Annotated in this window: 18 protein-coding genes and 3 tRNA genes; 18 read left to right on the top strand and 3 right to left on the bottom strand. The window is 46.7% G+C overall.

The window, feature by feature from the left end; translation table 11 throughout:
- Positions 1 to 185: 185 nt before the first annotated feature.
- Entirely contained in the window at positions 186 to 1,286 is a 1,101-nt protein-coding gene (locus EIZ48_RS08380) for a DUF3541 domain-containing protein (protein ID WP_160650065.1), read from the top strand.
- A 71-nt stretch (positions 1,287 to 1,357) separates the two neighbouring features.
- Here the strand turns inward: EIZ48_RS08380 and amrA are convergent, their stop codons facing one another.
- Both amrA and amrB read right to left on the bottom strand, forming a co-directional pair.
- On the bottom strand, positions 1,358 to 1,945 hold the full coding sequence (gene amrA, locus EIZ48_RS08375; RefSeq protein ID WP_160650063.1) for an AmmeMemoRadiSam system protein A: 588 nt from the start codon (positions 1,943 to 1,945) through the stop codon (positions 1,358 to 1,360).
- A complete protein-coding gene (gene amrB / locus EIZ48_RS08370; protein WP_160650061.1) occupies positions 1,914 to 2,702 on the bottom strand; it encodes an AmmeMemoRadiSam system protein B in 789 nt (262 codons plus the stop codon). Before amrB ends, amrA begins: the two co-directional genes overlap by 32 nt.
- 68 nt (positions 2,703 to 2,770) lie before the next feature.
- On the opposite strand from amrB, the gene amrS reads away from it, so the two are divergent.
- From amrS to EIZ48_RS08350, 4 genes are all read left to right on the top strand, one after another.
- A complete protein-coding gene (gene amrS / locus EIZ48_RS08365; protein ID WP_160650059.1) occupies positions 2,771 to 3,847 on the top strand; it encodes an AmmeMemoRadiSam system radical SAM enzyme in 1,077 nt (358 codons plus the stop codon).
- Between the two features lie 104 nt (positions 3,848 to 3,951).
- Positions 3,952 to 4,260: a glutaredoxin domain-containing protein gene (locus EIZ48_RS08360; protein WP_160650057.1), complete on the top strand. Its 309-nt coding sequence runs from the start codon at positions 3,952 to 3,954 to the stop codon at positions 4,258 to 4,260.
- Between the two features lie 84 nt (positions 4,261 to 4,344).
- Positions 4,345 to 4,782 carry an OsmC family protein gene (locus tag EIZ48_RS08355; protein WP_160650055.1) on the top strand — a complete coding sequence of 146 codons (438 nt, stop codon included), beginning with the start codon at positions 4,345 to 4,347 and terminating at the stop codon, positions 4,780 to 4,782.
- Between the two features lie 152 nt (positions 4,783 to 4,934).
- Entirely contained in the window at positions 4,935 to 5,597 is a 663-nt protein-coding gene (locus EIZ48_RS08350; protein ID WP_240152910.1) for a TPR domain-containing protein, read from the top strand.
- Between the two features lie 449 nt (positions 5,598 to 6,046).
- Here the strand turns inward: EIZ48_RS08350 and nrfA are convergent, their stop codons facing one another.
- A complete protein-coding gene (gene nrfA / locus EIZ48_RS08345) occupies positions 6,047 to 7,474 on the bottom strand; it encodes an ammonia-forming nitrite reductase cytochrome c552 subunit (protein ID WP_160650051.1) in 1,428 nt (475 codons plus the stop codon).
- Positions 7,475 to 8,036: 562 nt separating this feature from the next.
- Here nrfA and nrfB point away from each other — a divergent pair.
- The 13 genes from nrfB to EIZ48_RS08280 all read left to right on the top strand — a co-directional run bounded on the left by nrfB (position 8,037) and on the right by EIZ48_RS08280 (position 18,736).
- Positions 8,037 to 8,639, top strand: a complete 603-nt coding sequence (nrfB, locus tag EIZ48_RS08340) for a cytochrome c nitrite reductase pentaheme subunit (protein ID WP_075763302.1) — start codon at positions 8,037 to 8,039, stop codon at positions 8,637 to 8,639.
- An 11-nt stretch (positions 8,640 to 8,650) separates the two neighbouring features.
- Positions 8,651 to 9,340 (top strand): cytochrome c nitrite reductase Fe-S protein, encoded by a 690-nt coding sequence (gene nrfC, locus EIZ48_RS08335; protein WP_160650049.1) that lies wholly within the window; start codon positions 8,651 to 8,653, stop codon positions 9,338 to 9,340.
- Positions 9,337 to 10,296, top strand: coding sequence for a cytochrome c nitrite reductase subunit NrfD (gene nrfD, locus EIZ48_RS08330; RefSeq protein ID WP_160650047.1), 960 nt, complete (start codon positions 9,337 to 9,339; stop codon positions 10,294 to 10,296). Before nrfC ends, nrfD begins: the two co-directional genes overlap by 4 nt.
- Before the next feature lie 231 nt (positions 10,297 to 10,527).
- Entirely contained in the window at positions 10,528 to 12,507 is a 1,980-nt protein-coding gene (locus EIZ48_RS08325) for a heme lyase CcmF/NrfE family subunit (RefSeq protein ID WP_160650045.1), read from the top strand.
- A gap of 10 nt (positions 12,508 to 12,517) precedes the next feature.
- Positions 12,518 to 13,057, top strand: coding sequence for a DsbE family thiol:disulfide interchange protein (locus EIZ48_RS08320; protein WP_160650043.1), 540 nt, complete (start codon positions 12,518 to 12,520; stop codon positions 13,055 to 13,057).
- Positions 13,050 to 13,517 (top strand): cytochrome c-type biogenesis protein CcmH, encoded by a 468-nt coding sequence (locus tag EIZ48_RS08315; RefSeq protein WP_160650041.1) that lies wholly within the window; start codon positions 13,050 to 13,052, stop codon positions 13,515 to 13,517. The genes EIZ48_RS08320 and EIZ48_RS08315 overlap by 8 nt, the downstream gene beginning before the upstream one ends.
- Before the next feature lie 373 nt (positions 13,518 to 13,890).
- Positions 13,891 to 15,567 carry a response regulator gene (locus EIZ48_RS08310; RefSeq protein ID WP_192928498.1) on the top strand — a complete coding sequence of 559 codons (1,677 nt, stop codon included), beginning with the start codon at positions 13,891 to 13,893 and terminating at the stop codon, positions 15,565 to 15,567.
- A 191-nt stretch (positions 15,568 to 15,758) separates the two neighbouring features.
- Positions 15,759 to 16,142: an SMU1112c/YaeR family gloxylase I-like metalloprotein gene (gloA2, locus tag EIZ48_RS08305; protein WP_160650038.1), complete on the top strand. Its 384-nt coding sequence runs from the start codon at positions 15,759 to 15,761 to the stop codon at positions 16,140 to 16,142.
- Between the two features lie 159 nt (positions 16,143 to 16,301).
- Positions 16,302 to 17,222, top strand: coding sequence for a PfkB family carbohydrate kinase (locus EIZ48_RS08300; RefSeq protein WP_160650036.1), 921 nt, complete (start codon positions 16,302 to 16,304; stop codon positions 17,220 to 17,222).
- Positions 17,223 to 17,241: 19 nt separating this feature from the next.
- Positions 17,242 to 17,874 carry a bifunctional 4-hydroxy-2-oxoglutarate aldolase/2-dehydro-3-deoxy-phosphogluconate aldolase gene (locus EIZ48_RS08295; RefSeq protein ID WP_160650034.1) on the top strand — a complete coding sequence of 211 codons (633 nt, stop codon included), beginning with the start codon at positions 17,242 to 17,244 and terminating at the stop codon, positions 17,872 to 17,874.
- Positions 17,875 to 18,271: 397 nt separating this feature from the next.
- Positions 18,272 to 18,345 (top strand) — tRNA-Cys (locus EIZ48_RS08290).
- Between the two features lie 3 nt (positions 18,346 to 18,348).
- Positions 18,349 to 18,424: transfer RNA gene (locus EIZ48_RS08285), tRNA-Gly, on the top strand.
- Between the two features lie 225 nt (positions 18,425 to 18,649).
- Positions 18,650 to 18,736: transfer RNA gene (locus tag EIZ48_RS08280), tRNA-Leu, on the top strand.
- Positions 18,737 to 18,924: the final 188 nt, after the last annotated feature.

Here is an 18,924-nt window from a genome sequence, read left to right as displayed (position 1 = left end):
ATTTCCCTGGTTGTTTAGCTCGATCACACCGTTTTGGTTCGCAATACGCTTATGTTTGACCTTGCGCTGACTTAGCCATTAAGGTCGTCTGGTAGCGTTTTTGTGCATCTAGAATGCACATCACATGGATACTTCAATATTGAGCATCTGTTATATCTGCTGCTTGATATTGCAATGGAGGGTATATGAAGTCTTTGAATGTGGGATTGGTGTTTTTCCTGTCATTGTTGGTTTGGGGAGTTTATGCCGAAACGGCCTCGTCACCTCTTAAGAAATCTGAAGCGCTTCCTTCCTACCAGCAAGATGCTGAACTCATCCGAACGACCTATGAGCGTAATCTGTACACACTACCGGCGTTCAAGATGGGGCACTATGGGCTTCGTATGTACCGCCAGACTCAGGACGCAAAATATTCAGCGGCTATTTGGTCGGATATGGCACGTGTGGCTAGTCGTCTGAATAAATTTGCCACTGAGGTTAATACTCCGGAACAAATTAAGGTTTATTCGACCACCCGTATTCAGAACTATGGCAAGAAAACCGACGTTCGGGGCAAGCTACGATATGCAGCGACCCGCTCTCAGCCTGAGTATCTATATCTTGGGGTCGATTTGCTGGGCTCTATGGCCCGTGCCAACGAGTACGGTCTCAAACACCGAGAAGATAAGCTCCTGCGTGAGGTGATCCGCCGTTATGACTTTGCCAAGTATGCAACGGATCCGGCAATGATCCGGGCTTGGGCAGCACAGTTGGCCAATCAGGTGTATTGGTTGCGCCAGTTGGGTGAGCAGGATGTCGTGAATGAATTTATCGAGGCGTTCAAGGTGACTTACCCCGATAGTAAGGATGCCGAGCTAACCGATCAGCAGTTTATGAATAAGATTTACGGTCTGACTCATATCATCTTCGCAGCCTCTGAATACTATCAGCATGCGATTAGCGAGAAAGATTTCCAGTGGGTGTATGACTATTATCGCAACAACATAGATACGATTATCGAGCGCTCGAAAGAGGATGTTATCGCCGAAGTCGGCATTAACTTCCTGCTTGCCGGGCTGGACAACGATCCTGTGGTGGAAAAAACACGCAAGGCTATCCAGGGGGCGATTGACCGTGACGCAGGCATGGTGCCGTCAGTGAAAGGGGAAACCGAGCTGCTAGATGGCGAACACCGAAATGTACTTACCATCATGCTGCTGGACTGGCGAGGTGCCCATGAAGTTCCTACGGTATCCAAACAACCAGAAATCTTTAGTTCGGTGCCTTATGGATTAATTCCGCAGTAGCCGCTAAGACATGTGGACTTAACTATAAAGCCCCTGTCATTTCAATTTGGCAGGGGCTTCTCTTTATCAGGCTAATAATACTTGCCTTTAATGCTGGTAACGGTGAATGTTTTTACTTCCATACTCGGAGACCAGTAAACGGCATTCCAACCTGCCTTTGATTTCAAGTGGCGAATGAACTCTTTGGGAGACTTGAGTTGCTCCCATACCTGAGGAAGGAACAAGGCCTGGCTGTGATTATCCGACAGAACGACACCGACTTTGTTGCTCTCGAGGTACTCGATGAGCGCTTGCTCGCTATCGACAGCCAGCACTTCAGGTTCTGATAAGACCGATACTTCAATCATTAGCTGGTCTAATTGATCTTCAGTCAAGGGCATAAAGCGATGATCCTGATAGGCGCTGGCACGTGCTTTATTGTGTACTTCTAAAACCAGTGGTGAGTTGGCCGACACCGAACCGAGACAGCCTTGTAGTTGGCCATCAACTTCGAGTGTCACGAAACAGGCGCCGGGTTGGAGTAGTTTTCTTCCATATAAATCGAGCTGAGGCGGGCGAGGTAACTCCTCTGAAAAGTGTCCGCGGATGGCTTCCCGGGCAATATCTAGCAGCTGGGTAAGCTCCCCTTTATTTAGGTTCTGATACGAGGTAACTGACATATCCAACAACTCTCTCCTTATCCCCGGCAGTATCACCGGAGTTTTTTAATTCTATACGTGTGATTTGATAATCCCGTTGCTTAGCGAGTAAGAGTAATGTGTTGATTCCGGTCGAACCGCATGCCTGTTCGGGGGTGAGTGATGGGTCGTAATGCTCGATTAAAGAGCAGGTGTCCTGATCGATTTTCTGGGCTTCCGAGTAAGGATGATAGTGACTGAGATCACTGCTAATGACTAATAGCGTACTGTCATCTTGCCATAACGAATCGATAATATTGGCGACGTTGACTGGGGATACATTACTGGTTAAGAGCGGCAACAGAGTAAATTCATTCAAACATGTTTGCAGAAATGGCAACTGTACTTCTAGGCAGTGCTCAAAGGCATGAATCTGGTCTGATACTTCAATATCATCTATTTCACGAAGTATTTCAACACTTTGCTTGTCTATAGCTATATTGCCTAGTGGCGAGGCGAAGTAGTCGACCGACGGGATGGCACAGCCCTGGAAGAAATAACGGTGGCTGGGCCCTATCAGTATTACTCGTTTAATAGTACCTGCCTGTGATTTTAGATAGCGGTATGCCTGGGCTGCGATTTTTCCTGAGTATACGTAGCCGGCATGGGGCACAACCACAGCCCGAATTTTTTTGTACTCATCCGTAGTCGGGATTAGCCAGCTATCAAGCTGACATTGTAGTGTTTCCGGGGACTTATCATAAAAGCTCCCCGCAACGGCAGGTGGGCGAATGTTCATTGAAATCACACAGTTATTTTAAGCAATACTATATTTAGTATAGGAACAATTTTCACATCGAGTGATTTATGTTGCAGCCTCCGAGTGTATTCAAAACCCAGTATTGGCACCGGCTGGATGACGGTCGGGTGATATGTGATTTATGTCCGCGTCATTGCCGATTGCGAGATGGCAAGCGCGGTGCCTGTTTTGTCAGACAGGCCCTGGATGGCGAAATCGTCCTGACCACCTATGGCCGTTCAAGTGGCTTCTGTATTGATCCGATAGAGAAAAAACCGCTTAATCACTTCTATCCCGGAAGCTCGGTATTATCGTTCGGGACGGCTGGTTGTAACCTGAGCTGTAAGTTTTGCCAGAACTGGAGTATCAGCAAGTCACGTGAGATTGACACTTTGGGCGAAACGGCAATGCCCGAGCAAATTGCCCAGGCAGCCAAACGCTATGGCTGCGACAGTATTGCCTTTACCTACAATGATCCGGTGATCTTCATGGAATACGCCGTGGATGCTGCTCAGGCCTGCCATGAACTCGGGATACACAGTGTTGCCGTTAGTGCAGGCTATATGTGCGATGAGCCCCGCATTGAGTTTTATCGCTATATGGACGCGGCTAATATTGACCTGAAAGGATTTACCGAGCACTTCTACCATAAGATCTGCAGTGGTCACTTGGCTCCGGTACTTGATACCCTGCTGTATCTGCACCATGAGACCGATGTCTGGTTTGAAATCACGACACTGCTGATCCCCGATGAAAATGACAGTACGGGTGAGCTGGAGCAGTTGACACGTTGGGTCTATGACAATCTCGGCCCGGATGTTCCTATTCACTTCAGCGCCTTCCACCCCGATTTCAAAATGTTGGATAAACCAAGAACCCCACCAAAGACTGTTCAGCGGGCTAGGGAGATCGCCATTAAGAACGGCCTGAACTATGCCTATGTCGGTAACATTTTTGACGAAGCCGGAGATAGTACCTATTGCCCGGGCTGTAAGAAAAAAGTGCTGTCGAGAAATTGGTATGAACTTGGCGATTGTGCTCTGAGCAACCAGGGGGTATGTAACTATTGTGGCTACCAGATTGCCGGACGGTTTGCGCCGCCTAAGGCGTTTGGTCGCCACCGTATCCCGGTCAAAATCGCCTGAATACCAACTACCGGTTGGCTGAATAGGCTAAGAGGCTTGTAATTCGGGGCGGCTTTCCATTATCTTAGCGGGAAATAGAAACCTAATGTTGATAATGGAAGTTTATGTCTGACATGACCCTTGAGCAGCTTGCGGGCTACCAAAACCTAGTAATTACCCAGCCTCGTTGTCCGTTCTGCGTGAAAGCAAAGGCTATTCTTGACGAGCGCGGTACCGAGTACACCACGTTAGTACTGGGTACTGACCTGGAAAAGACAACCATGGTTGAGTTTATCGAGCAGAAGACGGGTCAGACTGTTCGCACTGTGCCGCAGATTATTCTTGATAGCCAATATATCGGCGGTCATGACGATTTGGTTGCGTTTCTAGAGCGCCAGGTAGATAGTGAAGCATTCGGTGACTTCGAACTTTAAGCAATATTTACTGAATAAAAAGGCTCCCGATGGAGCCTTTTTACTATCTGAAGCTACTATTGGCCGACGAACAAGGAGAGAAAGATGAGCTTTTCGGTACAGATTGACTGGCAACAATCGGGGCAGGCAGAACAGGATTTTAGCCGTGATCACACTATACGTTTCGGCAGTGGTCAGCAGGTTGAAGGCTCTTCAGCGCCTGAATATAAGGGTAATGCCAGTCTGGTTAACCCGGAAGAAAGCCTGATTTCAGCGCTGTCTTCATGCCACATGCTGACATTTCTGGCCATCGCTCACCTGAAGCGCTTACCTGTTGCCAGTTATCATGATACGGCGACAGCCGAATTGGGTAAGAATGCTGATAATCGCACCCAGGTGTCTCGAATTGAGCTTAACCCTAAGGTTGTGTTCGTCGAAGGTGTAAACGTCAGTGATGAGGTACTGGATAAAATGCACCAAAAAGCGCATGCCAACTGCTTTATTGCCAATACGTTAGCGTGTGATGTAGTTGTCAATAAGTAGTGGCAGGCAATAAAATCAGCTAGTTACTGTTAGAAATATTAAGAATTGATCCAAGTTAAGGCTGTGGCGAATAACTGCCAGACGGACTCTCTTGTTACAGTCAAAACAGGTAAAATATAGGCTTGTTTAGCGTCATGATGCAGAGGCAAATATTGGAATTCGGAATCGGTTTTACTGTCTTGCTAGTGGCAGGCTTGCTCATTATCTGGCTAAGCCACGCCCGTAGTGACAGAGAGAGTGCAAGAGCACCGATATTACTCAGTATCGCGCTGTTGACAGTATCGGTGAGCGGTTATTTTTTTCTGGGTCAGTCAGCTTACCAGTTACCCGGCAGCGTTAGTCATGAGACTGAAACTAGCGAGTTGGCAGGATTAACTGCCGGTGAGTTTAACCAGAAGCGAATTGAAGAAATTCAGAATAAGCTACGTAATGATAAGCAGAATGGAGAGCTATGGTATGCGCTAGGCAATGCCTATATGTATACCGGTGAGCACGCCAATGCAGCGCTTGCGTTTAGCTATTCATCCCGCTTGGCCGAAGAGCCGCAGGCAAATATTTATTCGGCACAGGCAACGGCGATCTATTATCGTGATGGGCAGCGTTTGAATGCCGAAGTTAGCCAGCTTATGGATCAGGCATTAGCCTTGGATGAAAACAACCTTCCTGCTTTGATGCTGCTGGCATCTGACTACTTTCTTAATGCCCGTTATCAAAAGGCGATAGATACCTGGCAGCAGGCACTTGATAGTGAACACCCGGATCTCGATCGGGTAGAGCTGATCACCGCCATTAACCGCGCCAAGAAATTGCTGTAATACCAATCTGGATAAGTAATTGTTCAGATAGTTGCGCAGGAAAAATCACTTAGAACAAGGCATGAATTGCAGCTAACTAGTTACTCTAATTACAAAATTCATAACGCAGTTAAAAGTGATTTTAACCAGCAAGAATGATTAAATACTTATGTAGATTGGTATAAATACTCCTGTTCTGCAATTAACCCCTGCCTGCCTGCCTCCCCTTAAAATAATAGGGGAGGAGCCATCTTTGAGCTGTTAAAGTCTGTTGGTAAACACCGATGGTCTTTTTAGGCTTTTAATCCCCTCCACTTTTCAAGGGGAGGGCTAGGGTGGGGGTAATATGTTCTTTGCGGATATTGGTAATCTTGGATCTTGGGTGGGGTAATGAAGGGTGAAATGCAAAAAGCCCCCTCTATTAGAGAGGGGGCTGTCTTTGTCGGTTGTCTAATTAAATCAGACTGGCCTTAGTAAGAGGCTTCGCGAACTTTGGCTTGTTTGTCCCACTCTGGAACGATATTTTTCAGGAATTCAGCTTTATCAGCATTCATCTTGTCCATATCCATGCCAAGTGCCTGCTGGGCTTTTTCCTTGGTTGAAATATCAGGGATCTGAATTTCTTCCGTGATGCCTTTCTTTGCTAGCAAGCGAACAACCTTGGTACGGGCATCAGTTGCTTTATCAAGCGCAGTACCCAGAACACGTAGTGCAACGTCAGGTGCGTGCATGTGAACACCGTGAGATGCAATTGCGTAGTCCCAGCGCCACTGTGCATGACGGATATCCATCAGGATTGGCTTCATTTCCGCTTCGGTAGCACCTGCATCCCATGCGGCTTTCGCTTCGAAGTGAGCTGCAACAATTTGCTTCTCGGCACGTAGTTTCATTTCTTGAACACTTGCCTTACGGGTAGCAACAACATCTTCAAGTGTTTCTTTATCTTGGGTATGACACTGCGCACAAGTATCTTCAAAGCGGTCAAATGGGTTACCGACTTTATGATCGGTGAACACTTTGCCGTCTTCGTTCTGGACTTTAGGCATATGGCAGTCGATACAGGTTACGTTGTTCTTGCCATGGATGCCTTCACGCCATGTTTCATAGCCAGGGTGCTGTGCTTTTAGCATTGGAGCTTTAGATACGCCGTGAGTCCAGTCTTTGAAACCGATCTCGTCGTAGTAAGCTTCCATTTCATCAACGCCAGTGCCTTTGTCCCATGGGAATTTAACGCCCTTGGTCGGACCGGTGAAGTAGTACTCAACATGACACTGGCCACATACCTGGGCTTGCTGATCGAAGCGAGACTGATCCTCGAACTTCATATCAATCGCTTCCATAGCACGGTTAACATAAGGACGTGTCAGGGTTAGTGCCGGTTTACCTTCGGCAAATTCTTTGCTGCCGGTGTTGTGGCAGTCAGAACAGCCGATTGCGTTGTTGATTTCAGCACCTAGGCGGGCCCACTTGCCCTCAAAGTAGCCGTCTTCGCCACGCTCGTCGATTACACGGGCCACATCAGGGCTTTTACAGCTCCAGCATGCCATTGGCATCGGGCCTGTTTTTTCATCCTTAGGACCACCAGTACGTAGGGTTTGGCGTACATCGGTTACAGCGTAGAAGTGGCCGCGGGCTTTGTTGTAGTCTTTGGAAAAACCGTAGCCGGCCCACAGAACAACCATGTTAGGATCACCAGCCAGCGCGTCATCAATTTCTTCGCTTTCTTTGGTTGCTTCCCAGGTTTTATATTGATCGACATGAGACTTCGCAAAATGTTCGTTGCGAGGTTCAATTCTTGTTTTGCCGCTATCTTCAGCTGCGTTGGCATTAGCAGATAAACATAACGCAGACAACAAAGCTGCGACTGCGGCAGTATTTCGCGTCCATTTAATTCTCACGATTTGTCACTCCAGTATTCTAATTATTAACAAGCTAAGCGTTGTGAGTGCAGCTAAATCAGTAACTAAGAATTGGAGTTCTGATAAATAATATCAAAAAATGAAGCCTTGTTAATATAAGTGATGACTTTGTTGTTTTGGATCAAAGGGAAGATGTCAAAAACCGAACTTCGATAGAATTACCACTCAAATAACCCCAAAGGGGTATTTACATTTACTGGGGTTATGTGGCTGCGATTTTGATTATTAGTTCTGTTAAATCAAATACTTATTGCGGTTTTTAATATTGATCTTAATCATAAAAAGGGCATTTATGATGCTACTTAAGGGGTATTTGCTACCTGACTCAATTTTTCATATTTAAAAACATTATTAAATATACGTGTTAAGCGTTGTGGCTAATATTTTAAGTAAATAAGAATTGATTTCAATTGCAATTAAGTATCGTTTTAAGATTTTGTTAAAACAACTATTGCAGCTCTATGATGTGCAAAATAAATATAAGCGCCAATTGCCGCCTTCTGGAAGAGGCTGGTAATTCGGGAAGATAAAAAGGTGAAAAATGGGCAATTATAAAGTAGCCATGAATACGGTGATTACATTCTTTGTAGCCATCTGTATTTTTGGTTTCTCAATGAATGTTGCCGCAGACTCGAAGGCTGAGGGAGCCACAACAGCGAAACCTTCGGTAATTACACAAGAGTCAGGCCAACATGTTGTCGAATTTATCCGGGATCGCGATTACGCCTGTACGCAATGCCATAAAGATGAAAGAGACACGCTAAAAGGGGCGCATGGCGATGTAATCCATGCTCAGACTAACCGTGATATGACATGTACAGATTGTCACAGCAAAGTGGGTAAGAATCACCGTGACGGTGCGCCAATGGTGACCAAGTTCGCAGCAGCTCAGACTGTTGCCGGCACTGAGAAACCAGCGGCCGATCCGGCATGGATTGCAAAGCAAAATGAAACCTGCGTGAATTGCCACGAACCGAAAGATTTACGTGAGGTGAACTGGACACACGATGTTCACGCGCTCGATCTTTCCTGTGCATCATGCCACACCATTCATCCGGAAAAAGATCCGATGAAAGGTATTGAAAGAAAGTCGAAGATCAAGATGTGCGTCGACTGTCACTCAGACCAGAAAAAAGAGAAGTAGGAGATGATGGTATGACGTGTTCAAGACGAAATTTTTTAGCCGGTGCCGGTGCTGTTATTTTCACGACAGGCGTCAGTGGCAGTAACTTGCTGGGCCGACAGACACTTGCTGCGACAATGGAAGACGGACCAAAGCGTTACGGCATGGTGCATGATGAAACTTTGTGTATTGGTTGTACGGCCTGTACCGAAGCTTGTCGCGAAGTGAATAAGGTGCCGGAAGGTGTTTCTCGACTGCAGATAGTCAGAAGTGAACCACAGGGCGAATACCCGAATGTTGACTATCAGTTTACCCGCATCTCTTGTCAGCATTGCGATAACGCGCCTTGTGTGCACGTGTGTCCGACAGGAGCCGCTTTCAAGGATCCTGAAACCGGGATTGTAGACGTTGATGGCGACAAGTGTGTGGGCTGTGGCTATTGCCTGGCAGCGTGTCCGTATCAGGTACGTTTCTTCAACCCTGAAACCAAATCAGCAGACAAGTGCGATTTTTGTCGCAAGAGCAACCTGAAAGAAGGCAAAGAGCCGGCATGTGTTGAGTCATGCCCGACCAAGGCACTGATATTTGGTGACTTGAATGATCCAAATAGCAAGGTGTCTCAGCTGATCAAGCAAAAACCGGTGTACCGCTCGAAGGTAGAACTGGGAACGCAGCCGAAGCTGTATAAAGTGCCACACGGAAAAGGGGAGATAAAAGGATGAGTACTACATTTGCCGATGCCTTTTATTTTGATTCACTAGTTTGGGATTGGATCATTGCGGTTTACTTGTTCCTGGCAGGTATGTCTGCCGGTGCGGTGATGATTTCTATCTACCTCAAGCGTAAAGTGATCCAGGGCCATCCAAGCACCAACGGGATCATTAAGGCCACGGCTATCCTGGCACCGTTCGGTATTATTGCCGGTTTGACCATTTTGATTTTCCACCTGACCAAGCCATTGATGTTCTGGAAGATCATGATCTTCTATAACACGACGTCAGTGATGTCGATGGGGGTCATCCTGTTCCAGGTCTACATGATTGTGCTGTTTGCCTGGATTGGTGTGATATTCAAGTACGATATCGGGAAGCTGTTAAACGGTCGTTTGCCTATTGTTGACAAGGTGCTGGCTCTTATTGAGCGCTTTGAAAACAGTGTGGAGCTATTTCTTGGCTTCCTGGCGGTGTTGCTGGCCGCTTACACCGGTTTCTTGCTGTCGGCGCTACAGACCTTCCCGCTACTGAACAATCCAATTCTACCGATATTGTTCCTGTTCTCTAGCTTGTCTTCCGGTGCTGCAGCTTGCTTGATGTTCGGTGTACTGGTGTTTAAGGAGTCGGCGCACAGTGCAAGTGTAGGCTGGATCCACAAGTTTGAGCGCCCGGTGGTAATGTTTGAGCTGTTCGTATTGGTTGCGTTCTTTACTGGCCTTTATTTTGGTGGTGGACAGAGCCAGGCAGCTGCTACAGCGGCAATTGGCGGCGGGTTCTGGGCAACATGGTTCTGGTACGGCGTCATTGGTGCGGGAATGCTGACACCGCTGGCGCTTAATGCAGTCAGTCCGTCAGTCGTCAGGCATAACAAAGCCTATATCATGCTTGTCACCACACTTAGCCTGGTTGGTGTGCTTATGTTGCGTACCTTCATTTTGTATGCAGGACAAATGACAACGCTGTAATGGCAGTTAGGTAAGTAAATAAATAATCGTCACAGCGTTTGCTGTGACGATTTGTTTCAGTTGCTAAAGATGTTTGCTTTATTGGTTGCATATGAAGCAGCTGTTAACCATCAGATTGTTTCTTGTAACGATAAAGATATTACAAATAGGTCCGGTTCATTGATCGAGGGCAAAGCTGTAATTTTCGGGTTACATCAAGATGGTGACAGGATAAAGTTTTAAGGAAATTCAATGATCCCTGAAGTTGGACATTATGCATTAATATTGGGATTTGCTTTCGCGCTGCTGGGAGGAACGGTTCCAGTTGTCGGTTTGATCAAAAAGGATTCATACCTTACTCGCTATGCATGGCCATTAAGTTATGGCGCTTTTATATTTATCTCGGTCGCTATTATTCTGTTGGGATACAGCTTTGCTGCCGATGACTTTTCTGTGGCTTATATTGCTCATCACTCCAATAGTCAGTTACCGCTGTTTTTTAAAATAGCTGCTGTCTGGGGCGGCCATGAAGGCTCATTCTTGTTCTGGCTGTTTTCGCTCTCAGGTTGGGCGGCAGCGGTTGCCTATTGTTCCCGTCAGCGAGACGAAGCCTTTATCGCTAGAGTGTTAGTGACATTGGCTATTCTGACGGCGGTGTTTAGCCTGTTTCTGCTGCTTGTATCGAATCCTTTCTTGCGCCTTCTGCCAGCTCCTCTGGAAGGGCGAGACTTAAATCCGATGTTGCAGGATATCGGCCTAATCTTCCACCCGCCGATGTTATACCTGGGTTACGTAGGCTTTGCCGTTAGCTTTGCATTTGCCATTGCAGCATTAACCACCAAGAATAAAGGGATCCCGTGGGCACGCTGGAGCCGGCCATGGACCGTTGCCTCATGGGTCTTTCTGACCGGTGGTATCGCATTGGGTTCCTGGTGGGCCTATTACGAACTGGGCTGGGGTGGCTGGTGGTTCTGGGACCCGGTCGAGAATGCTTCTCTGATGCCCTGGCTGACAGGAACCGCCCTGATGCACTCGCTGATCATTACCGAATACCGGAAGGCGCTGAGTAACTGGACGCTGCTCCTGGCTATTTTCACTTTCTCTCTGAGCTTGCTCGGTACTTTTATTGTGCGCTCTGGCGTGTTGACCTCGGTCCATGCCTTTGCCGTGGATCCTACTCGCGGGGTTACGCTGCTGGCCATACTCGGGGTACTGCTTATTATCTCGCTCGTATTGTTTGCACTGAATGCCGAACGACATAGTCGTCCGGCAACGTTCGGCTTCCTGTCAAAAGAAGCGACGTTTTTGGCCGGTAACAGCTTGCTGGCTGTTGCGACGCTGACGATTCTGCTTGGCACCTTTTACCCGATGGTTTTCCAGGCGTTGGACTTAGGCAATATCTCAGTTGGTGCACCCTACTTTAACGCCTTGTTTGTACCGCTGAGCTTCTTGTTTTTCATCTTTATGGGATTCGGCGTGTTGATCCGCTGGCATCGCGTGTCGACAGATGATCTTATTACCCGAACACTGACACCGATGTCTGTCTCTATTGTGCTTGGCGTGGCATTGTCTGTGTGGTTTGAGCGTGGGATCAATCTGGTTGTCTGTTTGTCATTCATTTCTGCAATTTGGATATCACTCACGGCAATACAGGCTTTCTATCTGAGGCATAGAGCGCTTCGCGAGCGACAGTTGGGGCATGCGCCGCTGAGGCTGATAGCCATGGTGATAGCGCATTGCGGTGTTGCCGTCACGATCATTGGGGCTGCACTGGTCAGCTATTACTCGGTGGAAACCAGTAACAAGATGGGACCTGGGGATGTACTGAATCTGAGTGGCTATCAGTTTGTCTATCGTGAGACCGAGCTGCTCATTGGTCCAAACTATACCGCCGAGCAGGCTAACATTGAGGTCAGTAAGGACGGACAATTTGAAGCCATGATTCAGCCGCAGCGTCGTCATTATACCGTTCGTACCATGAACATGAGCGAGCCGGGAATCAAGTGGTACTGGCAGGGCGATATATACATTACCCTGGCCGAGAAACTTAACCGGACTGATTACGCGGTGAGGATCCAGTATAAGCCCTTTGTTCGCTGGCTCTGGATCGGAAGTATCATGATGATGCTGGGCGGTGCACTGGCTGTGTTAGCGAGACTCAGGGTCAAAGCCATGTACTCACGTGAGAGCAAGGCATTGTCGCCGACGACGATTGTGATGTGGAAACAGTAAGGAGAGAACAATGAAGATTTCCCGTTTTATTCCTTTGGTTTTCGTCCTGTTGGCTGGTGCTATCATTGCCTTTGCGATGCGCGCTGACAATACCACCACGGCGTCGCCATTGCAGGGCAGGTCAGTGCCTGAATTTAGCCTTACCGCGCTTGATAATGAACAATTCACCCTGACTCAAACCTCACTGACTGGGCAGGTTCGGCTGCTGAATGTATGGGCTTCCTGGTGTGGTATCTGTAAGTCAGAACACCCATTTCTACTAGAGCTGGCTCAGAAGGATAAAATGAGCGTTATTGGCCTGAACTATCGAGATGATCGTCAGGCTGCGCTGAATGAGCTATCACTGTCGGGTAATCCGTATCAGTCGGTGATCTTTGATCCTAAAGGGAGCCTGGCGATCGACCTGGGGGTCTATGGTACGCCTGAAAGCTATTTGGTTGATCGTAATGGTGTGATCCGTCATCGCTATGTCGGCGCGCTTAACCGAAAAATATGGGAGCAGGAGTTTGTCCCTGTGCTTAGGCAGCTTGAGGAGGGAAAAAATGGTTAAGTTCACCGGGGCTTTAAAACGAGTGTTACTGGCGATGGCCTTTTGTATCGCTGGACTTACAGGTTCGCTGACGGCTTATGCACAAACAGCGCAAGTGTTTGTGGCTGCCGATACAGAGCTTGTCGAGTCGGTAGAAACTTTCCAATTTCGTTCTATTGTCGACCAAAATAGAGCTATAGCCTTATCAAAGGGCTTGCGCTGCCCACAGTGTCAGAACCAGAATCTCATAGAGTCAAATTCGCCTGTTGCCAAGGATCTGAGGCTGAAGGTCTACCAGATGGTTGATCAAGGAAAGTCGGATCCAGAAATTGTTGAATACATGACAAGTCGTTTTGGTGACTTTGTCTTGTATAAGCCAAAGTTATTGCCCAGTACTTATATATTGTGGGGCGGGCCAATACTGTTATTTATATTATTTGGCAGTGTGGCGTATTATTCTATTCGAAAACAAGTTCGATGATTTTATAAATATAATTAAGAATTATATTTATAAAGATGTGATATCCATCAGCATGATTTTTAAGAAAGATGAGCAAGCGCTCATCTTTTTTATCCTTATTGGGTATTGATGCCAGGCATTTCAATCAATTCCTTCTGGTGATTTACTTATTATATAAAATTACTTATAAGAATAGGCGGTCATTGACTTAAGTGTTTTTGCGTATTCTTGCGTGGTTAGTATTCTTTACAGCAAAGTGTTTCTCTATTGAAACATGTGCTTGATCATAAAATCGATTCAACAGTGTTCATATCGTTAACCCTTTACTATTATTGAGGTAAGACAACAAGAAGCCCTATCGTTAAAGAGGCATTTTTACAGTTATTAATAGGCTATGGAGGGCTGTAATGTGATAACAGGTAAAAAATTACTGCTGATAGATGACTCAAGCACGGCAATTTCGTTGATGAGGTCTATGTTAAATAGTGCAGGGATCAGCAATGATAATATCGATAGCACGACAGATAGCCTGAAAGCACTTCGTTTATTAGCCAGTCATAGTTATGATATTGTCATCAGTGATTATAATATGCGTCATCATATTGACGGTGGGCTTATTTTCGATGAGGTAAAGCAGCGGAATCTTTTACCGAGTGATGGCGTTTTTATATGTGTAACGGGAGATAACACCGAGCAAGTTGTTTCTCATTTTATAGAGCTAGAACCTGACGACTATTTAATAAAGCCATTTTGTGGCGCGGTGTTTGTTGAGCGAATAGAAAAAGTTCTGGAAAGAAAGGCTGCACTGTTTCCTTTATTGATGGCCGTTGATAACAAAGAGTTTCAGACTGCAATCGGCCTTTGCCAGCGATATAAAAAGAACTTCCCGGCGTATTCTGGTTACATTGACAGAATAAACGGTGACTGTTTACTTCGCTCAGAGCGCCATCAGGAAGCCAAACAATTCTATGAAGAAGCGTGTAAGCATACCGATCACTTATGGCCGAGAGTCGGTTTCGGGCAGGCACTTAAAGAGCTTGGCGACCTAAAAGCGGCAGAAGCCGTCTTTCAGGAGATCCTCGATAAGTACCCAAAGCAACCCTTGGCGAGAAAGCACCTGGCGGGATGTTTGATGGCCTCTGACCGAGTACCGGAAGCCTTGGAGCAATTTAATATTTTGCATAAGGTGAATTCGGCCAATCCGCTACGCGAACTTATTATTGCTAACCTATACGCTTCCTTGCAGCAGCACGAAAAAGCTGCAATTGGTTATCAGCGTTATACCAGTAAGGTGCTAGGGACAAACCGCTTTAGCTATGGGATCAACCTGAATGTTGCAGTTTCTCTGATGCTTGCCAGTATCTATGTTGAGGATAATGTCGAGAGTGCCGAATTGGTTAAAGAGGCCAGGCATAACATCATTGAACATAAAGTGAGTGGTGATACAGACAAAGAGCGCTATGAAAGTGAAATGGGGGCCTTGGTCGGCGTAGCGATACTTGCCTGTCTGCATGGTGAAATTGAAGACTGCTTTACCATCGTTAGCAAAATTAATATTCATGATAAGCCCATCGATGACTACTACACGGTACTGAATATTGCCCGCTTGTACGGCTTTTGTGGTATGCCGGATAAGTATGAAAAGACAATGCAGGTTGCAAGGGACTTGTGTGGTAATGCTGATGATGCGGCCTTGATTCAAAGCCAGGTAAAGCTGCTGGAAGCCTGTCACTCAGAAATTAACCATCGGCTAAGCGAAGGCGGAAAGCTTGTTGAGCAAGCTTTCGAGAAGCGGAATAACAATCTGGCGACGCAAGCTATTGAGGATGCATACCGGGCATTCCAGATGGTGCCGTTTCACTATAAGCTGTGCTTTTTGATACTTGAGCTTACCGCGCTGTCTACGCCTTCTTTCTTAGGTCTGAAAGAGGTCAAAGGGGTAATCGAATCCTGTCATTGGGTTTATCAGAATGATACGCGCCCAAGTGAAAGTGAAGCCAAAAGAGCCAGAGAACTCTATAAATTAGCCATGAAACGGGTAGGAAGTTTGACAAGGGTTCCGGCGGCTTGACGCTGTCTATGGATGCTCCTGTTGAGGCCATCAATGGCCGTCAGGAACCTTATTTTCACTTTAAAGGAGCTTTTTTAGCTCCATTTTGTTCTGGCTAGAAAATCATAGTTAAGAGTATGATAATAGAAGCTTTCAATAGAATTTTGAGGAATTGCTGCACCACTTCAGCAGCCTCATAGAGAGCATTATTCATGTTAAAAGGGATACACCACGCGGCGATCATCTGTTCTGATTATGCAAGATCAAAGCACTTTTATGTTGAAGTACTGGGTTTGTCTGTAATAGAAGAGAATTACCGGGCAAATCGTGAATCGTATAAGCTCGACTTGCAGTTACCGGATGGTAGCCAAGTTGAGTTGTTTTCTTTTCCTTCCCCACCATCGCGGTCCAGCTTTCCTGAAGCCAGTGGTTTGAGGCATTTAGCTTTTGTTGTCGACTCTGTCGAAGATTTTGCTGGGTATTTAATGAGTTGCCAGGTTGACGTCGAGCCCATTCGAGTCGATGAATATACCGGTAAGAAATTCACTTTCTTTAATGATCCCGATGGTCTGCCGTTGGAGCTGTATGAGGGATGAGACGATCGTGAGTGAACGCAACGTATTGTTGTTCATAGCTATTTATACATTCTCAACATAATTCTCTAAAACTTGGCGAAATGCAGGCCTTTGTGATGCTGTAAGGTATGCATCATCCATTAGGCTTTACATAAAGCCTGGTGAGAAGAGGATGGCGGCGTGAAAATTGCTTTTTTTGGTGAATGTATGATTGAGCTAAGTGGCCTGCCGCTGCAGCGGACATTTGGCGGCGATACACTCAATACGGCGCTGTATTTATCTCGGTTGGGAGCTTCACGCGGGCTGACGGTTAGCTATGCAACGGCGCTAGGGACCGACAATATTAGCCAGGATATGCTCGGGGCTTGGCATGCTGAAGGCATTGAGACCCATATGGTGAAAAAGCTCGAGAACAAGCTGCCTGGTATTTATCTCGTCGAGACAGAACCTAATGGTGAACGTCATTTTCATTACTGGCGTAATGACAGTGCTGCGAAGTTCTATTTCTCGGAGTTGTGGTCGCCCCTCGAACAGGCGATTGACAACCACCGTTTTGATGCTTTGTACATAAGCGGCGTTAGTCTGGCAATTCTGGCAGAAGAAGCGAAAGCGGTATTAATCACCTTGTTAGAGAAACATAAAGCCAATGGCGGTATGATATTGTTTGATAATAATTTTCGCCCTCAGCTTTGGACGTCGAAACAAGCCCAGTACTGGTATTCGCAGGCTTTGCCCTTTGCTGACATTGCTTTGCTTACCGAGCAGGATGAATATGCGGTGTGGGGCAAAAGTGATATTGTGAAACGGTGCCAGGACATCGGCTGCCCTGAAGTTGTTATTAAGCGAGGCTGTGAGCCATGCAAAGTCGTATCTGGTCTGCAGAGTGATTACCCTGATACCGTGTATGTGGCTGCAAACATGGTTGAAAACGTGGTGGACACCTGTGCTGCCGGTGACTCTTTTGCTGCAGGGTATCTGGCAGGGCGTCTGAGCGGTAGCTCAGAGACTGCCGCTGCTGAGCTTGGTCACTGTCTGGCATCTATTGTCATTCAATATCCGGGGGCAATCATTCCGTCTGAAGCAATGAAAGAATTAATGTAGATAAAAGGAACAAGGTTTAATGTCTCAACAACTGATTGAAAAGTTAAAAGGATTCAAAGTCATTCCGGTGATTCAAATTAACAATGTTGAGCAAGCGGTACCGTTGGCTAAAACGCTGGTGGAAAATGGCCTGCCTGTTGCTGAGGTAACCTTTCGCACCGAGGCGGCAGAAGACGCTATTCGCTTGATGCGTGAAGCTTATCCCTCGATGTGTATCGGGGCAGGGACAGTATTAAACGCCGCTCAAGTTGATCGCGCCAAAACTGCGGGTGCTGAGTTTATCGTCGCGCCCGGCTTGAACCCAAATACAGTACGTTATTGCCAGGAACAAGACATTGCTATGGTACCTGGAGTGAACAACCCGAGCCAAGTTGAGCAGGCATTAGAACTAGGCCTGACTTTCTTGAAGTTCTTTCCGGCCGAGGCGTCTGGCGGGATCAATATGATCAAGTCACTGCTTGCACCATATGTTGATGTTGCCTTTATGCCGACAGGCGGTATTGGCAAGGCAAATGTGAACGATTACTTAGCGATTGATCGCGTTCATTGTTGCGGCGGTACCTGGATGGTAGCACCTGCACTGATTGAGGCTGGTGACTGGGACGAAATCGGCAGACTGGTTAGAGAAGCGGTTGAACTAGTGAACCCGTAATCTATATTTTTATTGAGAAAGTTTGGGTATAAGGCCACTCGATTCCAGAGTGGCTTTTTTGTGATGTGATCCAGAAGGGCAAATTTGTTGAGTGAAGTTTTGTTGTCGCAAAATTAAGGCTGAACAAGAGAAAATAGCGAACTAAACTGTATAGCTTAATTTAAAAAGTTGTTTTTCTGTTGGTTATCATGACTAATGATTCTGTGTTGAGTAATACTCAGAACACAATAAAGGCTAAAATTCAGACGGAAAGCTTGTGAAAACAGAGCAATTGCGCACAATTCAAGCAAGTGATCTGGATTCTGACATTTTGTTATTGACTCATTGGGAGCAATCCGTAGAATGCACCCCATACCGCAGCGGGGAGACTTGTTAAGCGGTTTGTCGAAAGACAGTTGGCGCGTTGGCAGAGTGGCTATGCAGCGGATTGCAAATCCGTGGACCTCGGTTCGACTCCGGGACGCGCCTCCATTTGCGACACTAGCTCAGCTGGTAGAGCGCAACCTTGCCAAGGTTGAGGTCACGAGTTCGAACCTCGTGTGTCGCTCCAATTTAATAATTCATTGCCTAGCGGTGGTGAATGTAGTGAAACATGTAGGTTAAGCGGGTAGAGCACAACCTTGCCAAGGTTGAGGTCACGCCTTGCTCCTCGTAAATCGGGAACCTCGTGTGTCGCTCAAAATTTTGAGATATTGATCAAGTCAGTATCAAGATGGTGTCTAACCGCTTTTATATAAAGCACATTGGTTAGGAGCATCGCAATCAAGAATTGCGTGCCCTGGTGGTGGAATTGGTAGACACAAGGGATTTAAAATCCCTCGACGTTCGCGTTGTGCCGGTTCAAGTCCGGCCCGGGGCACCATCTCATTGAAAGGCTTACCGAAAGGTAAGCCTTTTTTCGTTGTGCGCCGAGCATGGCGTTGTTCTAGGAGGTGAAAGTCCTCTACGGGCTCAGTCGAGCGAGAACCGTTAGCCTATGCAAGGGTGTTCACCGTGAGGTGAAATCTGAAGGAAGCAAATGGCAAAACTTGGTTGTGACGAACAGAAATC

It is taken from the genome of Photobacterium alginatilyticum (assembly GCF_009910675.1).
Lineage (GTDB): Bacteria > Pseudomonadota > Gammaproteobacteria > Enterobacterales > Vibrionaceae > Photobacterium > Photobacterium alginatilyticum.
Note: the sequence above shows the minus strand (reverse complement) of the source record. Positions and strands in the feature narration are given on the sequence as shown.